Annotated in this window: 16 protein-coding genes and 3 pseudogenes; 7 read left to right on the forward strand and 12 right to left on the reverse strand. The window is 54.5% G+C overall.

Translation table 11 applies throughout. The features are described from left to right. Positions 1 to 61: 61 nt before the first annotated feature. From cobA to SB719_RS14755, 8 genes and pseudogenes are all read right to left on the reverse strand, one after another. Positions 62 to 892 (reverse strand): uroporphyrinogen-III C-methyltransferase, encoded by an 831-nt coding sequence (cobA, locus tag SB719_RS14720; RefSeq protein WP_104085910.1) that lies wholly within the window; start codon positions 890 to 892, stop codon positions 62 to 64. After that, positions 889 to 3,510, reverse strand: a complete 2,622-nt coding sequence (locus SB719_RS14725; protein ID WP_104085909.1) for a nitrate reductase — start codon at positions 3,508 to 3,510, stop codon at positions 889 to 891. Before SB719_RS14725 ends, cobA begins: the two co-directional genes overlap by 4 nt. Continuing rightward, the gene (nirB, locus tag SB719_RS14730) at positions 3,507 to 7,580 is read right to left on the reverse strand and encodes a nitrite reductase large subunit NirB (protein ID WP_412159353.1); all 4,074 of its coding nucleotides are present in this window, start codon (positions 7,578 to 7,580) and stop codon (positions 3,507 to 3,509) included. The genes SB719_RS14725 and nirB overlap by 4 nt, the downstream gene beginning before the upstream one ends. A 10-nt stretch (positions 7,581 to 7,590) precedes the next feature. Further along, positions 7,591 to 8,379: an ABC transporter ATP-binding protein gene (locus SB719_RS14735; RefSeq protein WP_065647954.1), complete on the reverse strand. Its 789-nt coding sequence runs from the start codon at positions 8,377 to 8,379 to the stop codon at positions 7,591 to 7,593. Positions 8,380 to 8,389: 10 nt separating this feature from the next. After that, the gene (gene ntrB, locus SB719_RS14740) at positions 8,390 to 9,262 is read right to left on the reverse strand and encodes a nitrate ABC transporter permease (RefSeq protein ID WP_412159354.1); all 873 of its coding nucleotides are present in this window, start codon (positions 9,260 to 9,262) and stop codon (positions 8,390 to 8,392) included. Continuing rightward, on the reverse strand, positions 9,262 to 10,524 hold the full coding sequence (locus SB719_RS14745) for a CmpA/NrtA family ABC transporter substrate-binding protein (RefSeq protein ID WP_412159355.1): 1,263 nt from the start codon (positions 10,522 to 10,524) through the stop codon (positions 9,262 to 9,264). Before SB719_RS14745 ends, ntrB begins: the two co-directional genes overlap by 1 nt. 262 nt (positions 10,525 to 10,786) lie before the next feature. Next, the gene (locus tag SB719_RS14750; protein ID WP_104085905.1) at positions 10,787 to 12,010 is read right to left on the reverse strand and encodes a nitrate regulatory protein; all 1,224 of its coding nucleotides are present in this window, start codon (positions 12,008 to 12,010) and stop codon (positions 10,787 to 10,789) included. A gap of 567 nt (positions 12,011 to 12,577) precedes the next feature. Then, positions 12,578 to 12,837 (reverse strand): annotated as a pseudogene (locus SB719_RS14755) (ABC transporter permease); the annotation flags it as partial. A gap of 573 nt (positions 12,838 to 13,410) precedes the next feature. Here SB719_RS14755 and SB719_RS14760 point away from each other — a divergent pair. Both SB719_RS14760 and SB719_RS14765 read left to right on the forward strand, forming a co-directional pair. Further along, positions 13,411 to 13,740, forward strand: a pseudogene (locus SB719_RS14760) (hypothetical protein); the annotation flags it as partial. 712 nt (positions 13,741 to 14,452) lie between these two features. Further along, positions 14,453 to 15,001: pseudogene (locus SB719_RS14765) on the forward strand (DUF4113 domain-containing protein); the annotation flags it as partial. Between the two features lie 191 nt (positions 15,002 to 15,192). Here SB719_RS14765 and SB719_RS14770 read toward each other — a convergent pair. The 3 genes from SB719_RS14770 to SB719_RS14780 form a co-directional block, all read right to left on the reverse strand. Beyond that, a complete protein-coding gene (locus SB719_RS14770; RefSeq protein WP_065647948.1) occupies positions 15,193 to 15,492 on the reverse strand; it encodes an XRE family transcriptional regulator in 300 nt (99 codons plus the stop codon). After that, on the reverse strand, positions 15,489 to 15,848 hold the full coding sequence (locus SB719_RS14775) for a type II toxin-antitoxin system RelE/ParE family toxin (RefSeq protein WP_412159356.1): 360 nt from the start codon (positions 15,846 to 15,848) through the stop codon (positions 15,489 to 15,491). Before SB719_RS14775 ends, SB719_RS14770 begins: the two co-directional genes overlap by 4 nt. 229 nt (positions 15,849 to 16,077) lie before the next feature. Beyond that, a complete protein-coding gene (locus SB719_RS14780; RefSeq protein WP_065647946.1) occupies positions 16,078 to 16,350 on the reverse strand; it encodes an antitoxin in 273 nt (90 codons plus the stop codon). A gap of 190 nt (positions 16,351 to 16,540) precedes the next feature. Here SB719_RS14780 and SB719_RS14785 point away from each other — a divergent pair, with 190 nt between their 5' ends. Both SB719_RS14785 and SB719_RS14790 read left to right on the forward strand, forming a co-directional pair. After that, entirely contained in the window at positions 16,541 to 17,878 is a 1,338-nt protein-coding gene (locus SB719_RS14785) for a hypothetical protein (RefSeq protein WP_412159357.1), read from the forward strand. Continuing rightward, on the forward strand, positions 17,875 to 18,513 hold the full coding sequence (locus SB719_RS14790; RefSeq protein ID WP_065647944.1) for a LysE family translocator: 639 nt from the start codon (positions 17,875 to 17,877) through the stop codon (positions 18,511 to 18,513). Before SB719_RS14785 ends, SB719_RS14790 begins: the two co-directional genes overlap by 4 nt. Here the strand turns inward: SB719_RS14790 and SB719_RS14795 are convergent. Then, entirely contained in the window at positions 18,484 to 19,302 is an 819-nt protein-coding gene (locus tag SB719_RS14795) for a helix-turn-helix transcriptional regulator (protein WP_084886354.1), read from the reverse strand. The two genes, SB719_RS14790 and SB719_RS14795, sit on opposite strands and share 30 nt — an antisense overlap. 986 nt (positions 19,303 to 20,288) lie before the next feature. On the opposite strand from SB719_RS14795, the gene SB719_RS14800 reads away from it, so the two are divergent. The 3 genes from SB719_RS14800 (at position 20,289) to SB719_RS14810 (ending at position 24,750) form a co-directional block, all read left to right on the forward strand. Next, a complete protein-coding gene (locus SB719_RS14800) occupies positions 20,289 to 21,497 on the forward strand; it encodes an AAA family ATPase (protein ID WP_104086168.1) in 1,209 nt (402 codons plus the stop codon). Further along, positions 21,494 to 22,468: a ParB/RepB/Spo0J family partition protein gene (locus SB719_RS14805; RefSeq protein ID WP_104086167.1), complete on the forward strand. Its 975-nt coding sequence runs from the start codon at positions 21,494 to 21,496 to the stop codon at positions 22,466 to 22,468. Before SB719_RS14800 ends, SB719_RS14805 begins: the two co-directional genes overlap by 4 nt. A 1,253-nt stretch (positions 22,469 to 23,721) precedes the next feature. Continuing rightward, positions 23,722 to 24,750 (forward strand): RepB family plasmid replication initiator protein, encoded by a 1,029-nt coding sequence (locus SB719_RS14810; RefSeq protein WP_065647940.1) that lies wholly within the window; start codon positions 23,722 to 23,724, stop codon positions 24,748 to 24,750. The last annotated feature ends 840 nt before the right edge of the window (positions 24,751 to 25,590 follow it).

Consider the following 25,590-nt stretch of genomic DNA (forward strand, 5'->3'; position numbering starts at 1 on the left):
TTTGACCGTCTCATCCCCTACCCGAAAAAATCGTGTCCTCCTTCCTTCGGTACGATAAGCATCAGTGCGCTGCAATATCACTTAACGCCAACTCCCCCTCATGAGCTGCGATTAGATCGGCACGGTAATAGCGCACCACGTCGCCCACAATCAGTAACGACGGCGACACCGGTTTTTGCTGATCAACAGTTTCGGGCAACCCGGCCAGCGTGGTGATCAGCACCCGCTGGTTCTGACGCGTACCGTTCTCAATAATCGCCACCGGCGTTGCCTCTCTGCGGCCATATTCCTGCAACCGGGCGCTAATCACGCTGCTCCAGCTCAACCCCATGTAAAAAACCAGCGTCTGATTGGTCGCGGTCAGCGCCGCCGCATCCAGCTGTGGTTCGCCGCTGCGCCCGTGTCCAGTGATAAAGCGCAATGACTGGGCACAGTCACGGTGCGTCAGCGGAATGCCGCTGGCAGCCGCACAGCCCACTGCGGCGGTAATACCGGGCACCACTTCGCAGACAATATTCGCCTGCTGCAGGCTGACCATCTCTTCACCGCCACGGCCAAAGATAAAGGGATCGCCGCCTTTTAAACGCACGACATTGCGCCCGCTGGCAGCCAGGTCCACCAGCAGTTGATTAATCTGAGCCTGCTTCAGGCCGTGATGACCCGGCTGTTTACCCACGTCGATACAGAGTGCACTGCTGGCGACTTCCGCCATCACCGCTTCGCTGACCAGGCGATCATAGACCACGACATCCGCACGTTGCAGCAGGCGCAGCGCCTTGACTGTCAGTAGATCCACATCCCCCGGTCCGGCCCCTACCAGCCAGACTTTGCCAGGGCTGGACGCGTTGTCCGGCGCCAGCAGTTTATCTAAGGGGTTGATCGCGTCCATCATTCTTCCTCCGGTACAGCAACAGAAAGCAAAAGGTGTTTTAGCTCCGGCAGGCATGAGCCGCAGTTGGTACCACAGCTGAGTGCGTTACCCAGTGCTTGGGTGCTGTGACAGCCCTGTTTAATCGCCTGTAAGATGGTGTTTTCCCCGACGCCAAAGCAGCTACAGATCGTCCGGCCAGCCACGGCACGTTGTGCCGATTGTCCCGCCAGCAGAGCATGCCGGTCCGCCGCATTCACAGGTGCCAGGCGAAAAGCCTGCGCAACCCAGTCATGATTGATCTCGGGTAAAGACGCGCCTGCATAAAAGACCAGGTGCAGCTCACCGTTACGCCAGGCCAGCAGGCGGTAATGCGGTTCCGCCGCATGAGCGGTTTGCAGTTGCAGCCCGGCCAGCGGGATCGTTGCCATGAGCCACTGTTCTGGCGAACCGTCTCCAGCCACGCTAAAGCGTTGCACGCCCTCATAGGGTGTTCGCGCCCAGTAGCGCAGCGCATCAGGCGGGCTTGCGTCGCGCTGCCAGAGCCAGCCCTGCCAGCTGGCGTTGAGCGGGTGGATACGCACAGCGGTTTGTTTAAATGCAGGCTGTGCCGAGACTGGACAGCGGGTTGAAGCCACCAGTCCGCCAACCGTGCCCTGCAGGCTGAACTGTCGGTTCCAGTGCATAGGGACAAAGATCTCACCGCGCCGCAGACCGCTGTCCAGCGTCACACGCACCGTCATCCAGCCCGCATCGGACTGCACCCGTGCCAGTGCGCCCGCGCACAGGCCATAGCGTTGTGCGTCCTGCGGATGCAGGGCTGCAAATGGCTCATCACAGTGCTGCATGAGCCGGGGAACCAGGCCGGTACGCGTCATGGTGTGCCACTGATCGCGGATCCGTCCGCTGTTCATTAATAACGGGTAAGCCGTTTCGCACACCACTGGCTGCGGCGTGGCCGGTGGCAACAGGTGGGCTTTACCATCAGGATGGTAAAAGTGCCGGTCGCTAAACAGCCGGGCGCAGCCCTCGGGATAACGAGCGTTGATTGGCCACTGTACCGGCTTCATCGCATCCCACTGTGCGTCGCTCATACCGGCCAGACCGCTGATATCAAAGGCGCGCTGGCCGTTATTCTCAAACCCCGACAACGCCGCATGTTCGCGGAAGATGGCTGCCGGATGCGGCCAGGTAAAGCCTTCATGAAAGCCCAGACGCTGGGCGACCTGCGCGAGTAACCACCAGTCCGGTTTAGCTTCTCCGGCCGGAGGCATAAACGCGCGCTGACGGGAAATCCGGCGTTCAGAATTGGTCACGGTGCCGTTCTTTTCCCCCCAGCCCTGCGCGGGTAGCAAAATATGCGCAAAGGCGGTGGTATCCGTTTGCGCCAGCACGTCTGACACAATTACCAGCGGACAGGCAGCCAGCGCCCGGGCAATGCGATTGCCTTCTGGCATCGAAACCGCCGGATTGGTGCCCATAATCCACACAGCTTTGATTGCTCCACGGTCAATGGCGTCAAACAGATCAACCGCAGTCAGGCCGGGCTCACGCGCCATACGCGGACTGCGCCAGAAACGCTGTAAACGGTCGCAATCTTCTGCGGTGAAACTCATATGCGCCGCCAGTTGGTTGGCCAGCCCCCCTACTTCCCGCCCGCCCATCGCATTCGGCTGTCCGGTCAGCGAAAACGGGCCGCAGCCGGGTCGGCCAATCTTGCCGCTCAGCAGGTGCGCATTGAGAATAGCATTGTTGTTGTCACTGCCGCTTTGTGACTGGTTAATGCCCATGCACCATAAGGTCAGTACGCGCTCATGCCGGGCGAACAACTGGTAGAACGCAGCGATCACCTCCTGGCTGATATCACAATGGGCTGCCACCGCCGCACCATCCCACTGCCACGCGGCCCGTAAGGTTGTGTCTACACCGTCCAGATGCGGCAGCATCGTGGCGTCAATGCCGTCATGCTGTTCCAGCCAGTGCAGCAGGCCCGAGAACAGGGCCGGATCGCTGCCCGGCCGGAGCGGTAAATGCAGATCGGCGAATTCACAACTGGCCGTGCGGCGCGGATCGATAACCACAACCTGCATCTCAGGGCGCTGCGCTTTTGCCTGTTTCAGGCGCTGAAACAGCACCGGATGGGCCCAGGCGGCGTTCGAGCCGACAAGAATGACTACCTCGGCCTCATCCAGATCCTCGTAACAGCACGGTACGGCATCCGCCCCAAATGCCCGTTTATAGCCTGTCACCGCGGAGGCCATACACAGGCGTGAATTGGTATCGATGTTGGCGACGCCGAGAAAGCCTTTCATCAGCTTGTTAGCCACATAGTAATCTTCCGTGAGCAACTGGCCGGAACCGTAGAAAGCTACTGCCTCCGGGCCATGCGCATCGATAATCCTGCGCAAACCATCAGCCGCGGCATCCAGTGCCGTCTCCATGCTGACCCGCTGGTGATGAAGCTGAGGATGCAGCAACCGTCCGGCCTGTGTCAGGGTTTCGCCCAGTGCCGCGCCCTTTACGCATAGCCGCCCGGCATTCGCCGGATGACGGGTATCGCCACTGACCTGAGGCGACGCGCTCTGCGGCTGCGTGACCTCGACGCCGCAGCCCACCCCGCAATAAGCGCAGGTAGTTTTCATGATGCCTGCGCCATCAGGTTAAGCGGACGGTTTGCGACCCAGACCTGGCCGTCCTCCAGTTTAACCGGCCAGCAACGCAGCTGATGCTGGGGATTATCAAGGCTCTGTCCGTCACGCAGGCGTACACGCTGTTTGTAAAGCGGCGAGATCACCACCGGCTCCCCCGCAACATCACCAAGGATACCGCGTGACAGTACGCTGGCTTCGCTGCCCGGCTCACGATCCTCCAGCGCATAACAGTCATCACCCATGCGGAATAAGGCAATACGGACGCTGCCAAGACGGGCTCCGATGCCGGCCTCTGGCGGAATGGCCTCCAGTGGGCAGATTTCGCTCCAGGGTTCGGCGGGCAGATGCATCAGGGGAATACCACTGGCCTTGTGTGGCTGGCGCTGTCCGCGCACGCGTGCATAGTGCAGCGTTTCATCCGGCTGATCGCTGTTCACTGTGGCGGTAAACAGCGCACGTCGCGAGGGATCGGCCAGCGTGGTCTGCCATTCGCATTGCCAGGTGTCCACCACCTGTTGCATTTCCTGTTCCAGCGTGGCGGCGATCCCCAGGCTGTCATGAATCACCACCTCACGCAGGTAGTCCAGCCCGCCCTCCATGTTATCCATCCAGACGCTGGTACGCTGCAGGCGATCCGCCGTGCGCACGTAGAACATCAGAAGCCGGTCGACGTACTGGATTAGCGTGTCATCGTCCAGATCGCTGGCAAACAGTTCCGCATGGCGCGGCTTCATGCCGCCATTGCCGCAGACGTACAGGTTCCAGCCGTTTTCCGTGGCGATGACCCCGATATCTTTACTTTGTGCTTCCGCACATTCGCGGGTGCAGCCGGACACCGCCATCTTGATCTTATGCGGTGCGCGCAGGCCCTTATACCGGTTCTCCAGCGCGATGGCGAAGGCGGTAGAATCCTGCACGCCATAACGGCACCAGGTCGAGCCGACGCAGGATTTCACCGTACGCAGAGATTTTCCGTAGGCATGACCGGTTTCAAAACCGGCTTCCAGCAGGGTTTCCCAGATAGCAGGCAGCTGGTCCAGCCGCGCACCAAACAGATCGATACGCTGGCCGCCGGTAATTTTGGTATAGAGATCGTAACGCACGGCCACTTCGCCGATAGCAATCAGGCCCTGTGGCGTGATCTCGCCCCCCGGCACGCGCGGTACGACCGAATAGGTGCCATCTTTCTGGATATTGGCAAAGTAACGGTCATTCGTGTCCTGTAACGGTAAATGTGCCGGTTTCAGCAGGTAATCGTTCCAGCACGAGGCCAGTAGCGACCCCACCAGCGGTTTGCATACCTCGCAACCACAACCCCGTCCGTGGCTGGCCAGCAGATCGTCAAAGGTTTTGATGCCATTAATACGGATCAGGTGATACAGCTCCTGACGAGAATAGGCGAAGTGCTCACAGATGTCTTTTTTAACAGCGACGCCCAGGTTTTCCAGCTGAAGCTCCATCACCTGTTTTACCAGCGCGGCGCAGCCGCCACAGCCTGTTGCGGCTTTGGTGCAGCTTTTTATACTGGCCATATCGCCACAGCCACTCTGCACTGCATGGCAGATATCGCCTTTACTGACGTTATGGCAGGAACACACCTGGGCACTGTCCGGCAGCGCAGCGACGCCCAACCCTTTGGCCGGCGCGCCATTCAACGCAGGCAAAATCAGCGCTTCCGCTGCCGTCGGCAGCGGCATGGCGTTTAACATCATTTGCAGGAGCGTGGCATAGTCGCTGCTGTCTCCCACCAGCACGCCGCCCAGCAGTCGTGCATTGTCGGCGCTAACCACGATCTTCTTGTAAATGCCTTTTGGCCCGTTGGCCCAGTGGTAGCTCAGGCTGCCCGGCGTTTTGCCGTGCGCATCGCCAAAGGAGGCGACTTCTACGCCCAGCAGCTTCAGTTTAGTGCTCATGTCGGCACCGGTGAACTGCGCCGGTTCGGCCGCCAGATGCCTGGCCAGCACACGCGCCATCTGGTAGCCAGGCGCTACCAGGCCAAAAATCTGCCCGTTCCACAACGCGCATTCGCCGATAGCATAAATGTCGCTGTCATTCGTCTGGCATTGATCATTGATGGTAATGCCGCCGCGCGGCCCCACGCTGATGTCGACGCTCCGGGCCAGCTCATCACGCGGGCGGATACCGGCAGAGAACAGCACCAGATCTGTGGCCAGCTCGCCGCCATCGGCAAAGTGCAGCACCAGACTGCCGTCAGGCTGGGTGGCAATCTGTTCGGTCTGCTTCGAGGTATGCACCGTCACGCCCAGCGAGTCGATCTTTTGCCGCAGCATCAGCGCCCCGCCGTCATCCAGTTGCACGGCCATCAGGCGCGGCGCAAACTCAACCACGTGCGTCTCCAGCCCCAGCTGCTTCAGCGCATTGGCGGCTTCCAGCCCCAGCAGCCCGCCGCCGATCACCACGCCGCGCTGACTCTGGCGGGCACAAGCTGCGATGGCATCCAGATCGTCCAGCGTGCGGTAGACAAAGCAGCGCCCGGCGTCATGGCCGGGTACCGGTGGTACAAAGGCGCGGGAGCCGGTGGCCAACACCAGCTTATCCCAAGCCAGCTCACGTCCCGCGCTGTCACGCAGGCTGCGCTGTTGGCGATCGATCGCCTCTACCCGGCAACCGCTGCGCAGTTCAATTGCGTTCCGGGTAAAAAAATCCTCGCTCACCAGCGACAACTCTGTTGCCGTTTTACCGGTGAAATACTCAGAAAGGTGAACCCGATCGTAAGCCTGATAGCGCTCTTCGCCGTAGACCACAATGTGATAATGCTGATGCAGGTTACGGGCGACCAGCTGCTCCAGAAAATGGTGGCTGACCATGCCGTGACCCACCACGGCTAATACAGGTTTCGTTTGGCTCATCACAGGGTTTCCTGCAGCCAGCGGCTGCGTTTCAGGTTCATCAAGGCCGAACAGCGTATTCACAGAAACCGGTCCGGCATTATGGAGTTGGTTCAGCAGCGCGCCACTTTGCTGGCAGTCGCCATAAAGCAGCACGCCGTTCAGTCGGCCGTCTTTGAGGAACAGGCGGCGATAGTGCCCGGCGATCGGGTCAAAACTGGTGACAGACGGGGCTTCGCGAACGTCACCAGCGCTAAACAGGGAAATGCCGCTGACTTTGAGACGGGTGCCCGTGGCCGCACTGTAGAAATCTCCCTGAGGCCGATCGGCCAGTTGCGCCGCCAGAATCTTTGCCTGGGCCAGACAGGGCGCGACCAGACCGAAGGTCTCGCCGCTGATTTCACAACATTCGCCTACGGCATAAATTCCGGCGTGCGCAGTGCGCAACTGGCGATCCACCAGAATGCCGCGCTGACAGGGAATACCGGCGGCCTGCGCCAGGGCGATCGCCGGCTGGACACCAATGGCCATCACCACCTGCTGCGCAGCCAGCGCACGGCCATCATGGAGGATCACGCTATCCGTCCGGACCGCCGCAAGGCTGGCATTCAGTTCACAGCGAATGTCGCGCGCCCGGAGCTGAGCCAGCAGTAATTCCCCTGCCCTGATATCCAGCTGTCTGTCCAGCAAACGTGACTGACGATGAATCAGCGTGACCTGACGTCCCTGCGCCTGAAGTCCGGCGGCGGCTTCAATACCCAGATAGCCCCCACCGACCACCACTACCGGACCGTGCCCGGCCAGCAAAGTGTTCACATCCTGCAGCGTGCGAAACGTGCTGACATGCGGCAGGTCGCTGCCTGGAACAGACGGCCTGCAGGGCTGCGATCCGGTCGCCAGTACCAGGCGGTCCCAGTGCAGCAGGCGCTGGTCGGTGCGTAAGGTCCGCTCAGCAATATTCACCTGTTCCACCGTCTCTCCCACCCGCAATGTTATGCCGTGACGGTGATACCAGTCAGGGTCGTGGATCAGCGTTTGCTCAACGGTGGTTTCTCCGGCCAGCAGCGGCGACAACAGCACACGGTTATAGTTGCCGTGCGGCTCACGGCCAATCACAGTGATGTCGTAACGCATCGGCGCCAGCTGCAACAGAGTTTCTACCATGTGCATGCCCGCCATCCCGTTACCCGCAACCAGCAGCCGTTGTCTCATGGTGTCGTCCTTATGCCGCCGAAGTCTGTTTTTCGTAGAGAAAATGCAGCACTTTCTGGCGCAGCTGGTGATAACGCACGTCATCCGCCAGCGCCACGCGTGAACGCGGCCGGACCAGGTCGATCGTCAGGATATCGCCCACCTGCGCCGCCGGACCGTTGGTCATCATCAGTACCCGATCGGACAGCAACACGGCTTCATCCACATCATGGGTAATCAGGACGATGGTGGTGTTCAGCGCCTGCTGGATGCGCATGACGCTGTCCTGCAGATGCGCGCGCGTTAAGGCATCCAGCGCACCGAAGGGTTCGTCGAGCAGCAGCACGCGAGGTTTCATTGCCAGCGCGCGGGCGATACCGACACGCTGCTTCATGCCGCCGGAGATCTCGCTGGGGCGTTTATGCATGGCATGACTCATTTGTACTTGGTTCAGGTTGTGCTCGATCCAGTCACGCATTTCCGCCTTGTTCATCTTGCCTTTAAACACCTGCTCCACCGCCAGCTCAACGTTCTGATACGCCGTCAGCCAGGGCAACAGCGAGTGGTTTTGAAACACAACGGCGCGCTCAGGGCCGGGGCCGGTGACTTCGCGGTTATCGCATAACAGGACGCCGCTGGTAGGTCGGGTTAAACCGGCTATCAGGTTGAGCAGCGTGGATTTACCACAGCCGGAGTGGCCGATCAGGCTCAGGGTTTCCCCCTGATGAATATCAAAGCTGACATTATCGAGCGCCAGAAAATCGCCGCCGGAAGTGGTAAAACGCTGGCTGACCTGCTGTACACGAATGATAGGTTGCATAGTGTTCCCCTTATTTATCCCAGCTAAAGCGACGCGCCAGCAGCATCAGTCCCTGCTCCAGTAGCAGGCCGACGACGCCAATCAGCAAAATGGCAATCAGGATGTTTTCAACATTGAGGTTGTTCCATTCGTTCCAGATCCAGAAGCCGATCCCCAGGCCTCCCGTCAGCATTTCGGCAGCCACGATCACCAGCCAGGCGATACCAATCGACAGGCGGACCCCGGTCAGCACCGTAGGCAGAACGGCGGGAAACAGGATGCGGCGCAGGATGGTCCATTCCGACAGTTGCAGCACGCGCGCCACATTGAGGTAATCCTGTGGAATGCGCTGTACACCTTCTGCGGTATTAATAATCATCGGCCAGATAGAACAGATAAAAATGGTCCAGCTGGAGGCCGGTTCGGCGCGCTGGAACAGCAGCAGGCCGATAGGCAGCCAGGCTAGCGGGCTGACCGGACGCAGTAGCGCGATAACCGGATTGAACATGCGTGCCACAAAGGCAAAACGCCCCAGCAGAAAGCCTGCGGGAATCCCTACCAGCGCGGCCAGACCAAAGCCGATAGCGACGCGCTGCAGCGAGGCCAGCACATTCCAGCCGATGCCCTGATCGTTGGGGCCGTTGTTATATAACGGATCGGCGAACAGGATTTTCGCCGCTTCCCAGGTGGCGTACGGGCCGGGAAAGCCTTTGCTGGAAAGGGCCGCGATCTGCCAGATCAGAAGCAGAAGCATCACACCGCACAGCGCGGGAATGGCACGCTGCAAAAACGGACGCAGGCGCGCAGGCGAGCGCATCTTTTTTGGCGTGACCTGAAGGGGCACCACCGTGGCCCGGGTGGGCAGCGTCTCAGGCTGCGTCAGGGAGCGAGTCTGGCTTTTCATCACGACCTCTCTTTGTGGTTAATGGCAAAGCTGGCGGCGTAAACGGCAGGATTCGTGCCATCCCACACCTTGCCGTCGATCAGGGTGCTGCTGCGCATCTCACTGCCGGGCAACGTGATGTTGCCGACGGCGCTCGCTGCCTGTTTGTAGATATCAATTCGGTTGATCTGCTTTGCGACGCCCAGATAGTCCGGATCCTCGGTCAGCATTCCCCAGCGCTTAAGCTGGGTGAGGAACCACATGCCATCGGACAGATACGGGAAACTGACGCTGCCGTCATGGAAGAAGCGCATCGCATGCGGGTCCTGCCATTTCTGTCCCAGCCCGTTTTCGTACTGGCCGAGCATGCGACCCTGCAGAATCTCAGGTTTGGTGTTGATCCAGGCGCGTCCGGCCAGCACCTGCGCCGTTTCGCGGCGGTTATCATCGGAGGCATCGATCCAGCGTGCCGCCTCCAGGACAGCCGCCGTCAGCGCGCGCGCCGTATTGGGATTCTCTTTCACCCACGCGGCGCGGGTGCCAAGAATTTTTTCGGGGTGATCGGGCCAAATCTGCTGACTGGTAGCGACGGTAAAACCAATATCATCACTGATGGCGCGCTGATTCCACGGCTCGCCCACGCAGAAGCCGCTCATATTGCCAATCTTCATATTCATCACCATCTGCGGCGGCGGTACGACGACAGTGCGCACGTCATCAAATGGATTGATGCCGGCATTCGCCAGCCAATAGTAGAGCCACATCGCGTGGGTACTGGTCGGAAAGGTATGCGCAAAGGTGAGACTGCCTTTGGCCTTGCTGTCGATGGTCTTTTTCAGGCTGGCGGCATCGGTGACCTTTTGCGCTTTAAGCTGGTTCGACAGGGAGATTGCCTGGCCATTGTTATTGAGCGTCATCAGGTTCGCCATCGCATGCTGAGGGCCGGCAACGCCCAGTTGCAGGCCATAGATCATGCTGTACAGGACGTGTGCCGCATCGAGCTCACCGGAGATCAGTTTGTCGCGGACGGCTGCCCAACTGGCTTCTTTACTGGGCTGTAGCATCAGACCATATTTTTTGTCGAAGCCTTTCACCGAGGCCATGACGACCGGCGCACAGTCGGTCAGTGGAATAAATCCCACCCGCACGGTGGCTTTTTCTGGCGCATCGGAACCCGCCGCCCATACGGCGTTGCGCAATCCCGGCAACAGCCACAGCCCGCCAGCGGCGGCGCTGGATAACAGCAGTTGACGTCGAGACAGTGAAACTGGCGATTTGCTCATTTTTTGCCACCCTCAGGAAATAAAAAAAGGCGTCCTCTCCACTGCTTTCACAGGGAGATGGACGCCTTTATCCAAAAGCACTCGCTTTACCGCCGTTGGCAAAGCAAATGCATACACTTAATAGGGTAAAGCAAACTGCATGCCAGCTTTGAAACGGCCCTGCGCGTGGCGATCAGGGCTTTCGCCGGGCTGGTTTTTTAACCGATTTTGCACGTTTGTGACGCAGACCACGCACAAGCATTGTGCAGCTAACGCTTTAGAGTTATCTCTTCATTGTGGCTGCCACCGTGACGATCGCCTGGGCGATTTCCGGTAGCCGTTTATTCTGATCCATCGCGCTTTTACGCAGCCGTTGCCAAGCGTGCTCTTCACTCAGCCCATGCTGCTGCATCAGCCAGGTTTTGGCCTGGTCGAGCAGTTTCCGCTCTTCCAGCGTGGCGCGCAGGGTGGCCAGCTCATTGGCCTGATGCTGTAAACGCTGAGACTGCTCCGTGATCAACGACAGCAGTGAACGACCTAGCTGGGGTGCCAGCCCGTCGCTGTTCAGCGCACCGGACTCGGTGGGCAGCCAGTCCACACCGGAGACATATAAAGTAAAATCGCAGCCTGACTGCGCCACATGCAGAGGTTCAGCTGCCTGATGCTGTGCCAGTGCGATCGCCTCACGGCAGCGCAACATCAGCGTGGCTGACAGCCGATCCTCCAGCAATTTCATTTGGTCGATGCGCTGTGACAGCAGCGAAAACCAGTGCAGTGCGCCACTGTCGTCCCGCCGACCGTCGGTACAGGCAATGCGTCGCAGTCGTTCAATTTCACGACTGGCCTGCGCCAGCGGCTGCCAGTGGTGTAAAACCGCCTCATCGGCAAACTGCTGGAAGGTCGAAAAGCTTTGTTCCTCTGCTTCAATTAAGGCCACCATGGCGCTGCGCTGCTCCGCGCTGAATTGTCCGGCAGCAAAGCCGGCCGCTCCCAGGGCGCGTTCCTGTCCCGTCAGCTCTTTGCCCTGCATAAAGCTGAACAGCGCAATGAGCGCGCGGGTAATGTCAGGATGGCTGGCGGTGTCGGCGGCCTCAAAGACTAGGTTCAGTAAGCTACGGATAATGGTACTGAACGCCGCAACGGCCTGCGCGTGCGCGATCTGCTGTTGCGTAATCTGCTGGCGCAACGCCGGTAATCCGGCCAGGGCCTGCAGCGCGGCGGCGATCAGGTTGCAGAAGCGGCTGTATCCCGGCTGGGCTTCAACCCTGGGTAAGGCCTGGCAAAAATCCCGTTGGCAGCGCGTCACATCCTGCTCACTGGCGAGCCGCTGCTCGCCGTAAAGCCTGCCTTCTGAACATATCCACAGATTGCTCGCCCCCCGCTCGCGCTGAAGCTGATGCACCAGCTCGCTGACGGTGGTAATGAGTTTGCCGGTCTGGCGTAGGCGTTGCAGGCTGGCAATATCGCTTTGCCTTGAGGCCTGTAACCAACTCAGTGCGTCATCCATTGCTCCCTCACCCTTTGATGCGAAAAAGTGAGTCAAGCAAAAGCCATGCCGTTTTCTCATCACCTCTTTTCTCTCCGAGACTATTTGTTATCAACCCATCTGTCTTTCCTGTCACCAACGATGCAAAAGTGAGCTACCCCAGCGGTTGGAAATTAATACAGGGGGTTAACATGCTCTCCGGAAAGAGAGTAAATCACCTTTGAGAGTCGTATGTAATTATGTTCTGCACAAGCGGCGGAATGACAACCAGCAGCCGGGGGCGTGCCTCAGCAGTGACCGCGCTGACCAGCGTACCGCATGGCATGCCGCTGTACGAACTGATGCAGTGAACGGGACACTCAACGCCTTAGTCCACTATGAATACTCTGCGCATCCGCCCTACTCAACTGGCCGACTCGTTCGTCAGAGCAGACAGGGGCGCTCACATAATAAACATGCTGATTGATCACGTTCACGAAGCCGCCAGCCTGACCGGGCCCGCGACGTATTATGATATGGATGCTTCGTACTGCACTAACCCATTTTGGAGCAGCTATTAGCACCGGATGGCCTATATCGGCTGCAATTTCAACCTGTCTGAGGACAGCCCGCGCGGACTGATACAGGAAAGCATAAGCTAAAGATTAGCGCACTGATCGGCGCGAACACTACCCACCAAGCGCGTTCAGTATAGGGTAACCCCTCCGCCAGCAAACGGCCTCATTCCGGTGACGGCGGTGCTGCGCCAGGCCCAAAAATCCCAACGCTGATAAAGACAACGCAATACCCGGCACGCGCAGCATTGCATGCTTAACTAGTGGACGAGCCAATGCGGGTAGTGACGTGAACCGCACCATCAATACGGGTTTGGGCCGGTAACGTACCGGTGATGGCGCGCACGGTTAAGGATTTACAGCAGCCAGATGCGCCCAATAAGCAAACGCGCTCGCCACGTAGCAACGAAAAAGAGAGAGCGCGGACAATCGTTTTGCCATTCAAGGTAAGTGTCAGGTGCTCGGCTTCGAGAACCAGCACTGTTGTCAACATATAAGTATTCGACAATGACAGGTAAACTGGTATGTAATAACATATTAATATGATGCAGCTCACTGCAAAATATTTCTGCGCAACCCCCCTCGCACGATGGCACGATGAATAGATGGACCTCTGGAAGAAACGCATGCACTACGGCGAGGCGGGCACCAGCTTATTGCATTAAAAAGCGACGGATACACATCAATAGGCTCCTGTTAACACACGGAACTCCATTTTCTGAGAATGCACGCTGGGTTAAATAAGGAACCATGATTACTTCTATAAAAGAATCGGTTGCACTGTTGATGCAGGAGTTACGCCAATGGAGGCATATGGAACCGAAAAACACTGCAGCAGAACCACTGGAATGACGGGGCTTAAGGCGACGCGCTGCACGCCGCTGGCTGACAGTGATGGATCAGATTACGGAAGATGCCAAATGCGAGGCCATTGCCCACCGCAGAGAGCGAAGTCTGGGTATGGCGGTCAATATCACGCCTAATGGTCGCAGAAGAGAAACACGGCGTCTGTATAAAATTCAGAGCCGTTTCAGTGATGTGTATAGATGCAGGGTAAATGGAGCTACCGTAAAAATAACAAAAGCCTTATCCGTACGGATAAGGCTTTTGTCCCGGCGTGAGAGGAATGATTGGACGGGTATACAGATCACACCAGGCAACTATTTAAATACAAAAACACGTTTGTGTTGTCAATAAAATAGCCTTGAAAAGGCTCAGCTCGAATGAGTCAAAATAATCGCCGGCTCTATGCCGCCCGCACCTGTAGCCTGCCTGTTTGTCAGGCAGCGGCTTAAGGCTGTCTAACAAACAGGCAGGGCCGTGTTAACTGAAAACCTCACCGTCTGTAACCCTGTCGATCTCCTTCAGCACCCAATACCTGTGGCATCCGGCACGCAGATGTTCCAGCAAAGACTGCCTTAGAACTCATCTTCACCAGGCCACAGCGTATTACCGCTCCGCAGCATTTGCAGAACGCTTTTGACGGTTTCCGGAGACTGAGTACCGAAGAAATTTAGGCAGAACATAAACATATAGAATTTTCTGTTGGAAGGGAGCTGAACAGACCCGCCAGAAAGAGGACAAATTCACTACTGGTTTCGGAGGCGGCAAAGCCTGCTGACTGAGAGTGTTTATCTTTCCGCACGTTGTCCGCACAGCCCATCGCCTCAGCGACCTCGAAGACAAGCCGGTGGGCCATATCCTGCAGATGCTTGATATCATCTTGGAGTGCCGGGATGTACCAGATGTCTCTGACGGGCTCAAGGCCGGTTGCAGCGGAGGAGACTGAGCTGACTGACGCCGCCAGAGGCGGCATTTTCCTCACCAAATGCTGATAACAGTGTACCCTAACTGAAATCAGGAAGATAAATGCTGTCCGTGTCAGCCGTTTCACCGGTAATGACCGGCCGGCCGGCGCACCGGCAAGAGGCTCAACCTGATGGGCATTTAAAACGCCCTACTGCTGGCGCGCGCACCCTGCCCTCATCCGAAAAAACTTCAGCGTAGTGATCGAACGCACCGTTCGCGAGCTCAACGGTGAATCGTGCATTCACCTCGAGGAGTTTTCGCCGGCGAAATAGCAGATCGTCTGCGGCCGGTCATTTGAGGAGCGCATCACGACAAAGGTGGTCACACAGGATACGCGGGACTTGATCGGGGGACGATATGATCGCTCGACCGAATCTGGCCTGACGGGCTATGCTTTATGAAGGCTGGCATTATACTCGATGACGTCACACCGAACGGCGTCAGTCAGCTGAACCTGTTTGATGAGGATAAGCCACGGGCAAACAGCGCGCAGCTGATGAAGGTGCTGGACGGCATTAATCAGTCCGGGCTGGGGCACATGTGGTTTGCCCGTCAGGGTGTCAGCAAAGAGTGGCAGATGAAACGTGAGATGCTTTCGCCGGCATGGACCATGCGCTGGGATGACATTCCAGTTGCCCGCATTTTATAGCCGGGCAAGCAAACGGAACATCGACTGTTTTTTTTCAGAGGGGTCTGTATGAAAAATTTTTTACCGGACAGGCCCTGAAGCCAGGCATCACACCCTTGTTTTGCGTTACTAACAGGGTCAGCGCTCACCGGCACTTGTCGAAAAAATGCGTCAGGCGTATTTCCGCTGACGCACCGGGATATCAGCATCACTCAGAGGGTAAAATCGACGTGCTCACCGCCCGGCATATTGACGCCAATTGTCAGCTGACCGCCAAGCGCCTCAACATAACGTTTGAGCGTGGCAATTTTCAGATCTTCACCGCGCCCTTCAATAGCCGCAACAGAAGGCTGTGCAATACCCATGGCTTCAGCCTGCTGCTTTTGGGTTTTCGACAGCGCCTCACGCAGTTTATACAGCTGAGAATCAAGTCGCATTGCCGCGACTTTTTCATGAACCTGCGTGAGTTCATCAGGTGTCAGATCAGCCATCAGGTCATCAAGCGTTTTCATTTCCCGCTCCGTTTCAGTTGGTCCAGATGTCGGTTGTACTCATTTTCCGCTGTTTTGATCATGGTCTTGTAGAAGCGCTTTTCATCTGCGCCTTCTTTATTACCCGCACACAGGACAATCGCTTTACGCATGGGGTCAAACACAAAGAACCCTCTTACGGGCCGCCCGTTGCTCTGCACCCTCAGTTCTTTCATGTTCGGGATTTTTGAGCCGTAAAGCGTATCCACATGCGGCCGGCCAAGATGCGGGCCTTCCTGCTTCAGGAGGTTCAGTGCGGCAAGCACATCCAGCTGCATCGCCCTGTCCTGCTCTCTGAGCCATTCCGCGAATAAATCCGTGGTTTCAACGATCCACACACGCCCACCTTTATATATTACAGTCTATACAGCATATATATCACAGTCTATTTTTTCAATACTGCGCTCTGTCTGCTATACCAACATCCTTTATCGCCAGGTTTTCATATCTGCGCAGGTGGCAGGCTGTATAAATGCAATATGCCCGACATCAGCCAGACTGAATACGCTCAGGGTAAGCGGCAGGCCCCGGCCTGCTAAACAGCGGGTCTGTCATGAACGCAGACCCTCAGATTAATTCTTTACCCTGCGGCGCGTCATTAAGTCCGTCGTGACTTTCTTCGTTGAGGTAGCTGATCTCATTCAGATCGATAACGGACAGCAGATGCGCCTGCGTTTTACGGCCGTGGGGCAGGCGTGAAGCCGGTGTCAGTGACACTGTCTCACCCTCAACGGTGACGTTAAGCCGGATGCCAGGCATCCAGCCGGCCCGGACAGCCACATCATCCGGAACCGTGATGACTAAAATACCGTTCTGCTGAAGTAATGTCAGGTCTGCCATATTTCTCCCCTTCTCCTCTCTGACAATGCGCACGGCGCCAGACAAACGATATCTGACTTTACTGTGAGGTTTGCTAAAGCCGGTTTTAGACAGTAACAAGACGCTGTCAGTAGCTGTATGCCTGCCCGTTAACGTGAACTGAGGCTACAGCGCAATTCTTTCCAATACCGAAAACATGCGGACTGGTTAAGTGAGTATCTCGTTAATCATTATGGAAGGGAATTTCATGTTTACGACACCATTCTGGCCTGCAGCTGATTCATATCACATCCATATGATGGATATTCCGCTGCCAGACTCACTTTCTCCGGCTGTGCTGGACCTTATTCATCAGGCTACCCGGCTTGCCGATGCAGCAAATCATATTCATCCGGTTGCCACGCGAACCGGTACCACTTTACTTCAGTCCGTCGAAGAAAAGCTCAGCATTATCTGTTTTAAGCTCGCCCGGGGATTTGCCGACCCGGACACCCGAAAAGCATTGCAACTGCGCGCTGATGTGCTTTCAGATCCCCGTACCGCAGGCGAACTGCTCCCGCAGATAGCCGGTCTTGATGAACAGGAACTGGTGCAGGGTATTGGCTATATGTCGACATGGGTGGGTAAATCCAGAGCACAGCATTACTCCGCATGGTTTGGATTACCTAATCGCGCCCTGCAGGAAGTTTCTGATGTGGTGGATGACCTTTTTTCAGATAACCTGACCTGGCTGCAGCGCCATATTGATGCACGGCTGATTGCCCTGCCCGGCTGCCGTTACAAAATCGTTGATCTGTTTGCGATTGCCGGCGAAGCCAACAGCTATCCCAAACACTTTGCTTATTTCTTCCCTGAAGACGAAGGCGTCAAGTACGCGCCTCAAAAATGCACCATCGTGTTTGCAAATACGTATCTTAACCTGTTCGAACGCTTCGCCCGAACCCAGGCCTCTCTGCTAGGCTGGCAACAAAACGTTATTCCGGAAAGCAGCATCTGTGCCCGTCACCTGATTGCGTGGTTCAGAGGTCACGATTTGGGCCATTCCATTGTCATTGAAAAAATGAGGTTCGGCAGCCTGAGCAAGCTGGACCGATGGGGATCCATGGTCATCCAGGAGGCGCTGGCTGACGTGTTTGGTCTGCTGATGTGCCTCACAGAGGATACCCGTCAGGCACTGCAGCTGGATGAAACGCATCAGCTGAGGGTGTTTCTTCTAGAGATGCTTCGGTATCTGCGTCGTGGTCCTTGCGACTATCCCGATGCCGGGGCGGCGTATATTCAGCTTAAATGGCTGACGGAACATCAGTGCCTGTACTGGAATGGAACCCACTATGAAGTGGATCTCGCCGCGGTTAAACCGGCTTTAACCGCGCTGGCCAGTGCAATGACATTCTCCGTTCTTCAAGGTGATACCGGAAAAGCCGGGGAGTTCCTGCAACGTTATTCACCGCATCATCAGCGTGAAGAAGCTGCAATGCTGCTCAACCGGCTTGGCAAAACGGTCGACATGATTGAATACGACCAGAAGATAAAAGGTTTTCTATTATGATCGAATTCTCAAACGGCTTTTTACTGAGTTTATCGCTGTGTCTCGATATCGGCATTGCCAATATCGCCATGATCACCCTTGCCATGCAGCGCGGGTATTTCCATGGGTTCTGGCTGGGTATGGGCACCTGCGTCGGTGACCTGGCCTATGCATTACTGGCGCTGGCAGGCATGGCAGTGCTGCTTCAGTATGAAGTGGTCCGCTGGGTGCTGTGGATAGGCGGTGGAGCCCTGCTGTTATGGTTTGCCGGTAAAATGCTGGTGGCCGCATACCGAAAAGCAGCAGAACTTAATGTCAGCGAATCTCATCAGGCTCGCCCACTCCTGCGGGAGTTCGGACGGGGTGTTGTACTAGCCATGTCCTCGCCCACAGCCATCTTGTGGTTTGCCACCGTGGGCGGTGCGCTGATTTCGCGGATGGGTCATCATAGCCTGACTGGTACATCGTGGTTTCTGAGCGGGTTCTTTATAGCGGGTATGTTCTGGACATGCGTGCTTTGCCTTGTCGGGAGCTTCGGCGGCAGGATGCTGGGTCAGCGGCTGCTTAAATATTCCTACATCGCCTCGGCCCTTATCTTCAGCTATTTTGCGCTCTATGTCATTGTATCAGGATACCGGGAATTTATGGTGGCCTGAGCAGACCTGCGAAGCATAATGATGGGGCGTCGTCCCCATCACTTTTCGAAAGGCATTAATGAAATGACTCTGATCGTAAAAACCCAGCATTATTGCCGCATCAAGCGGATGAACGTTTCTGCGAAGTAAGTCTCGAGCGTGATGCAGGCGAAGCTGCATATGGTACTGCAGGGGCGGCATACCCGTATGCCGGGTAAAGAAGCGCACAAGATGATATTTACTCAGCCCCGCCATCTGCGCAAGCCTATCCAGCTGGGGTTTAACGCTGAGATTTTCTCTCAGGTATTCAATCACAATGTTGAGCCTCTGTTCGTCATTGCCCTGCAGAAATGCCGGGGTCTCCAGCAGTTCGCCGCACAGCAACATCAGCTCCTGCTCTTCATTTGCCCCTTCACCTTCGCGCGCGGAAGCCGCAAACCGGTACAGCGCATTAAACAGTCGTCTGTTTTCAATAATGCCTTCGCGCAGAACGGGCGCATGGCTGTCGCTGCGTATACTGTCCTCATCAGCCAGCAGTTTCATGACGCTCTGGGGCATGTGCACGCTGATAAAATCAACGGACTGACTGTCAAAACGCGACGCCTGAATGGTCCCCGGATTATATAAAGTCACCTGCCCACTCTTAACGTATGTGGTTTTACCTGCCAGCCAGATTTCCTCCACACCTGTTAGGTTGGCGCTAATGACGTACTCATCATGAAGATGTTTTGGAAAGCCAGCATTACAGGCACTGACGCGGGAGCATTCCACGCCATTGCGGCTAAACCACTCTGCAGACTGTAGCGACAAAATAATGGGCCTTATGCAGTAATAGTGAATGATTATTAACGTTTACTAAACCATTCCCCGCTACTTTTTTCAACTCTCCGCGGCAAAGCTTTCACGGTGCCTGAACGTCCAGGACACTGACCAGCATCCTTGCGGGGAATGCTGAGTCGGTATTTTACGTTCGGAATTTCTTCCCTTTAGTCTGTATAAAAGAGGGCAGGGCAATGCCCAGCTTTCAGCGATGAATTTGGCAAGCGAACAGGTGAATTCAAAAGGTGGTGTGCCCATACGTTCATCTGCAGCCTGACAGCAGGCATTCTCTCCCTGACTGCGTGAAGAGCTGACAGTCAATCCGATTACATGTGTTGCAATACAGTCAGCGGCCATAATGCCGGGCGGTCGCCTTTGCGAAACTTCGTGTCTGGTCAGTATCCGTTGCTATGTTCATGAGTAGGACACACCTGCACGTTATCGTCGCAGCGGTTAAACAGGCCAGCGTGCTGAGCCATGACCTGATCAGCTTTCCACTTCTTCTATGGATTCAACAAGTCTGGGGCTGAATGCAGTATCTGTTGGCAGTGAATCAGCGCCCGGCTACTTTTCACTGCCCGTAATGCTTACTCATCGTGGCCTTATAACTGCGTGTGTCCATCCACCTGACAATCAGGTTAAAATTCTGTTCAAACCGTGAGTGAGCAGTAAACCACATGGGAATTTCACATTGAAATAAATCCATAAAAATATTTTAAATCAATTAGTTAAAATTGAAATTCGCATGGGAATTTCATTCTGCTTTCAGACCCAGATATGTGAGATGCAAAACAGGGAAAGGGCAGGGGCTTGCGGCATTTCACCCGCTGCCTTTTAGCTGATCCCCCGTAAAAGCAGAACAAGAGGCGACAAGTTCATACACCTGCCCTGTACAACTTTTTATTGAATACAGAAAAATGTTGCACAAAGCATTCATAAATGTACACTGGCGAAATTAATTGTCAGTGGAGCGGATGATGAAAAGTAACTACGGTGGAGTGGATGAAACTGCGCGCAGAGCGAATGCTATGTTGCGCAGTATGAGTGATGACATTATCGATAAGCGCCAGGAATTCGGTCTCGATCAGTTCTATCAGACGTTCACACGTAATGCCGTGGCCAACCTGCCTAAGCTCAGCCGCCGTGCTGTTGAGCAGGCCATTGAAGAAATGGAATCCAAAGGGCATGTATTTGGCAAAAAGGATGCCGGTAATGCGAAACATTACGCGCTGACTGTTCAGGACGTTGTAGATATCTACGCTCACCGGAAGGTGCCAAAATACCGCGACATCCATAAGGGCGAATGCCCGTTTGTGATCTTCGTCGTCAATCTCAAGGGTGGGGTGTCCAAAACGGTCAGTACCGTGACGCTTGCTCATGGATTACGCGTTCACCCTGACTTACTGCAGTATGATTTGCGCAATCTGGTTATCGACCTAGATCCGCAGGCATCCAGCACCATGTTCCTGAATCAGGCAAACAGCATCGGGTCGATTGTCGAAACCGCCGCTCAGGCCATGCTGAATGATCTTGATGCGCAACAGCTCAGAGAACAAATCATCAAGCCAACCATCATTCCGGGTGTGGATATTATTCCGGCTTCCATTGATGATGGGTTTGTGGCCAGCCAGTGGGATCGCCTGGTTCAGGAACACCTGCCCGGCGTACTGCCTTCTGAAGTTCTGCGCCGAAACATTATCGACAGGGTGGGAAGCGACTATGATTTCATCTTTGTCGACACCGGGCCTCATCTTGACGCATTCATGCTTAATGCCATTGCGGCAAGCGATCTGCTTCTCACTCCAACACCGCCCGCGCAGGTGGACTTCCACTCAACCCTGAAATATCTCACCCGCTTACCCGATATGCTGGAGCAACTGGAAGAGGAGGGGATTACACCGCGTATAAAAGGAAATATCGGCTTCATGTCCAAGATGACGTCCAAACGTGATCATGAGATGACTCACGGGCTGGCCCGGGACGTGTTTACGTCTTACATCCTGGACGCCACGCTGCCCCGACTGGATGGGTTTGAGCGCTGCGGGGAAACGTTCGACACCATCGTCAGTGCCGATCCACAGTCATATCCGGGCAGTTCAGAAGCGCTTAAAAATGCCAAACGTGAAGCCGAACGCTTTACACAGGCCGTGTTTAAACGGATTGAGTTCGTCAGAGGGATGCAATAATGAAAGAACTGAAGAAAATGGGACGCACCCTGGGTAACTCCAGCTTCAGCAAAATGCTGAGCGAAACGGAAAGTGCCCGTACTTTTACCCTTAAATCCGGTGCCACCGCACGGTTTACGCTTAGCAAGATTCTGCATGATGACATCGAAACGCAGACTTACGTGGATGCCACGATTAACGGCCGCGATCAGGCCTTTTTAACTGAAGAATCCGTCAGCGATATTTCACGCACCATTAAACTGCAGCAGTTCTTTCCGGCTATTGGCCGTGAGGTAGACGGGCGTATTGAAGTCCTGGACGGTTCACGCCGCAGGGCCGCGTGCCTTTACAGCGGTATGCCATTTGAAGTGTTAGTGACGAAAGATGAGCTGTCGCTTTCAGACGCCCGGCAGCTGGCCATCGACATTCAGACGGCAAAAGAGCACACACTGCGTGAACTGGGTAATCGCCTTAAGCTGATGTACCCGGAGCATATGAATCAGTCTGACATTGCTGCTGCGGAAGGGCTGTCGCCGGCAAAAGTCACGCGTGCTTTTCAGGCGGCGTCGGTACCCGATGAAATGATTGCGGTCTTTCCCTCCGCCGGCGAGCTCTCTATTAACGACTATAAGACCTTACTGGATATTGCAGAAAAAGCGGCGAGCAGGCAAATCAGTGTCCAAGAACTGGCAGAGGGCGTGCGCGAACGTATTGCGCATGATGCGCTCACTGAGCTCGATGATCCGGCTGTTAAGGCAAAGATTATTGGTTACTTTCGTGCAGCCAGTGCTGAACCTAAGTCAGCGCGTGATGCGAAAAAAGTCGTGACCGAAAAAATAGCGGAATTCAGCGATAAAAAGCAGTTTGCGCGGAAAAAAACGGACGCCGAAAAGCGTCTTGTGACGTATGAGTTTTCGCGTCTTCCTGCGGCCTGGCAGGCAGAGCTGGATGATGCGGTGAAAGCCGTAATTGAAAAGATGCTCACAAAATAATTTTCAATCCAGTGTGCAAAAGAAGGGGAGTTACTCCAGTGAGTATCTCCCCTTTTTATTGGATACCCACCAAAAAACCGCTCTAACTTACTGTTATATCTAGCCAATATGGGAAAATTTCAACCTGAAATTCCCATCATTGAATATCCTGATTCTGCACGGCTTAGTCTTCACAGTTGACTCAACTACCCAATCTGCCTGGCCCTGAATCCCTAACGTTCAGCTTATAAGAATTATCGATCAAACATGCAGAAGTGATAGGGAAACTCATAATGACTACTTTCCACTTAAGACGCCACATGGTCTGTTAACTGGAACCGCTGTTCGTTGCCCACGTCTTGAATCATAGGAGGAGGTATATCTGTAGCGTCTCAACGTACAAATTGATGCGAAGAACTTGTCCGATAGTTGTGGTGGCTGTGCTGATAACGTTGCTTTCAATATCTTATAGGTCTGTGCAAAAAAAACACAATCAAGCCTGATAAAATAAAAATATTATTTAATAACAGTTTCTTAAAAAATAAGTGGGAGCATTTTTAGCATACCTTTTAGCAGTCCTATACGACCAGGGTTTTTATATGCGAGCATAATGTTGGCTCCTCATCCTGTGACATTATTGCTGAGTAATCGCTTAAAAGGGAATGTATGACGAACTGGTAGTGAGCACAAAACACCTCAGACAATTTCAGAGAGGTCTCTCATCACATTTCTTTCATAGAGTGAGGGTGAGACCCCATAGCACCTCAAGGCTTTCACCAGCACATAAATGCAGGCTGGCTAAGAGTGGCTACAGCGACGGTTTATCTGCAGCAGAGATCGGCTGTAAATGACCCGTTGATGATGGCGCGAGTATGCCTGTTAAGCAGAAAGCCCTTAGAGTTATCCACTTATCCACGCGATAGATCCCAATAAATTGATCCTAATGAGATCCTTTATAGATCCCAAAGAGATCCCCGATCGCCGCAGGCCGCACCAGCTCTGGCCTGAAGAGGGGTCCGCATAAGCTATAACAAGTAAAATATAAGCTATACAGAGATCACAATAAGCTATAGAAAGTAAAATATAAGCTGTAATTAGGAAAAGACATAAGCTATAGTGAGTTTATCGCTCATTTCCCGTTTTGATTGTGGATAACTAATCTGATTGCTTGTCAGAGGGTTACTTCGATCATTGGCGAGTTGTTATCTAACAATTCACAATCCGGATCGGTTGATCATGCTCAACGATCCTCTGAAACGTGTGCAGGAACGCTTGTGGCCAGCGACAATCTTGACTTAACAAAGCTTTTTGAAGAAAAAGACACAAAATCCGGGGAAATCGTAACCCTGACGCCGAATGCCAATAATACCGTGCAGCCGGTGGCACTGATGCGCCTGGGCGTATTTGTCCCTACGCTTAAGTCGTTAAAAAACAGCAAGAAAAACACCTCTTCAACAACCGATGCCACCGAGGAGTTGACGCGCCTGTCTCTTGCGAAAGCAGAAGGTTATGAAAAGGTTGAGATAGTCGGCCCGCGCCTGGATATGGATAACGATTTCAAGACCTGGGTCGGGATCATCCATTCCTTTGCAAAGCACAAAGACAAGGTCATTGGCGACAAGGTACAGCTCTCATTTGTAGAGTTTGCCAAGCTCTGCGGCATTCCCTCAAGTCGCTCCTCAAAGCAGCTCAGAGAGCGTATCAGCCCGTCTTTGAAGCGTATTGCCAGCACTACCATCTCTTTCTCTTCAAAAAGCGGCGACGACGCAAAAGAATACATCACGCATCTGGTCCAGTCTGCTTTTTACGATACCAAAAAGGACATTGTTATCCTGCAGGCTGACCCGAAGCTTTTCGAGCTCTACGAGTTTGATCACAAGGTGTTACTGCAGCTCAAGGCGATCAACGCGCTTAAACGCCGTGAGTCCGCTCAGGCGCTCTATACCTACATTGAAAGCCTTCCCAAGAACCCGGCCCCTATCTCACTGGCGCGCCTTCGCGAAAGGCTGAATCTGCGCTCTCCTGTGTTTTCGCAGAACCAGACAGTGCGCCGTGCGATGGAGCAGCTCAAAGAGATTGGTTATCTGGACTATAGCGAAGTTCAGAAGGGACGCAGCGTCTACTTCCAGGTCCATAATCGCTATCCAAAGCTCAGAGCGCCCAAGACGGAGCAGCTGGAAGTACCGAAGGCAACAACGAAAACAAAAGAGCCACTCGATCCGCAACTGCAGGAAAAGATTGAACTTCTGGATAAGCTCGGTATTTCACTTCAGGATCTGGAAAAGATTTTTAAGTCTCAGTAACAGATAAGCTGTGATGAGTGGTTCTCTTATCAGGAGAGCAAAGAATTAATGAGGCTGTAAGTACAGTCTTATAGTAACTCTCTGAATTTTATTAATTTTAGAAAAACTACTCACTACAGCTTAGCTCTGTGGTACAAAGGGCGCGTTTTACTCCTTATAGCTTATATCTATGCGCTGAGGAGTCGAGGTCACTCACTATAGTTTATATAACCTCTCCCCCTGAAGACTCTTACTCACTACAGTTTATAAAGAACGCAAATTGCCGCTTATTCCACTCACTATAGCTTATGCAGTGATGGCGAGTAGCTGATTACTCACTACAGCTTATGATTAACAAGTCAGAGTCTTTCTTACTTGAGATTATCCTGCTGATTTTTAATGGTTTATATGCATTTCCGGCTTCTCAGCTATAAAATAGCAGAACTCACATTACTTCCTATAGCTTATGTTTACTTACTACAGCTTATGATCAAGCCATAACATCCACTCCTTACAGCTTATATAAGCTGTAAGGAGTGATAGTTCTCACATATAACCACTCATGACAGGCTATGAACGTCATGGCAGACAATTACCTTGAATCTGCAAAGCCAGGAAATCGCAGAAACTGAGCTCGTGAGGAAATCAGTGTGCTGGCAGGTTTCTCTTTCAGGATACGCACGTGTCCGTGCCAGCCCGGCATGGCCTTAGTGCAGGCGTCTCGTTGAGAACAGAGTTTATTTATAGACATGCAACAATCTTGCTTTCCGTCTGCCCCGTGACACTGGCAGACTCATGAAAGAGCTGGGGCTGGTCAGTTGTCAGCAGCCGACTCACCGGTATAAGCGTGGGGGGCATGAG

The organism is Pantoea sp. SIMBA_079, assembly GCF_046940275.1.
In the GTDB taxonomy this organism is placed as follows: domain Bacteria; phylum Pseudomonadota; class Gammaproteobacteria; order Enterobacterales; family Enterobacteriaceae; genus Pantoea; species Pantoea borealis.

What these genes read in the sequence shown, in the direction of transcription:
- cobA (WP_104085910.1), bottom strand. Translation starts at nt 892, where the DNA reads ATGATGGACGCGATCAACCCCTTAGATAAACTGCTGGCGCCGGACAAC.
- SB719_RS14725 (WP_104085909.1), bottom strand. Translation starts at nt 3,510, where the DNA reads ATGAAAACTACCTGCGCTTATTGCGGGGTGGGCTGCGGCGTCGAGGTC.
- nirB (WP_412159353.1), bottom strand. Translation starts at nt 7,580, where the DNA reads ATGAGACAACGGCTGCTGGTTGCGGGTAACGGGATGGCGGGCATGCAC.
- SB719_RS14735 (WP_065647954.1), bottom strand. Translation starts at nt 8,379, where the DNA reads ATGCAACCTATCATTCGTGTACAGCAGGTCAGCCAGCGTTTTACCACT.
- ntrB (WP_412159354.1), bottom strand. Translation starts at nt 9,262, where the DNA reads ATGAAAAGCCAGACTCGCTCCCTGACGCAGCCTGAGACGCTGCCCACC.
- SB719_RS14745 (WP_412159355.1), bottom strand. Translation starts at nt 10,524, where the DNA reads ATGAGCAAATCGCCAGTTTCACTGTCTCGACGTCAACTGCTGTTATCC.
- SB719_RS14750 (WP_104085905.1), bottom strand. Translation starts at nt 12,010, where the DNA reads ATGGATGACGCACTGAGTTGGTTACAGGCCTCAAGGCAAAGCGATATT.
- SB719_RS14770 (WP_065647948.1), bottom strand. Translation starts at nt 15,492, where the DNA reads ATGAAAACGCTTGATGACCTGATGGCTGATCTGACACCTGATGAACTC.
- SB719_RS14780 (WP_065647946.1), bottom strand. Translation starts at nt 16,350, where the DNA reads ATGGCAGACCTGACATTACTTCAGCAGAACGGTATTTTAGTCATCACG.
- SB719_RS14790 (WP_065647944.1), top strand. Translation starts at nt 17,875, where the DNA reads ATGATCGAATTCTCAAACGGCTTTTTACTGAGTTTATCGCTGTGTCTC.
- SB719_RS14800 (WP_104086168.1), top strand. Translation starts at nt 20,289, where the DNA reads ATGAAAAGTAACTACGGTGGAGTGGATGAAACTGCGCGCAGAGCGAAT.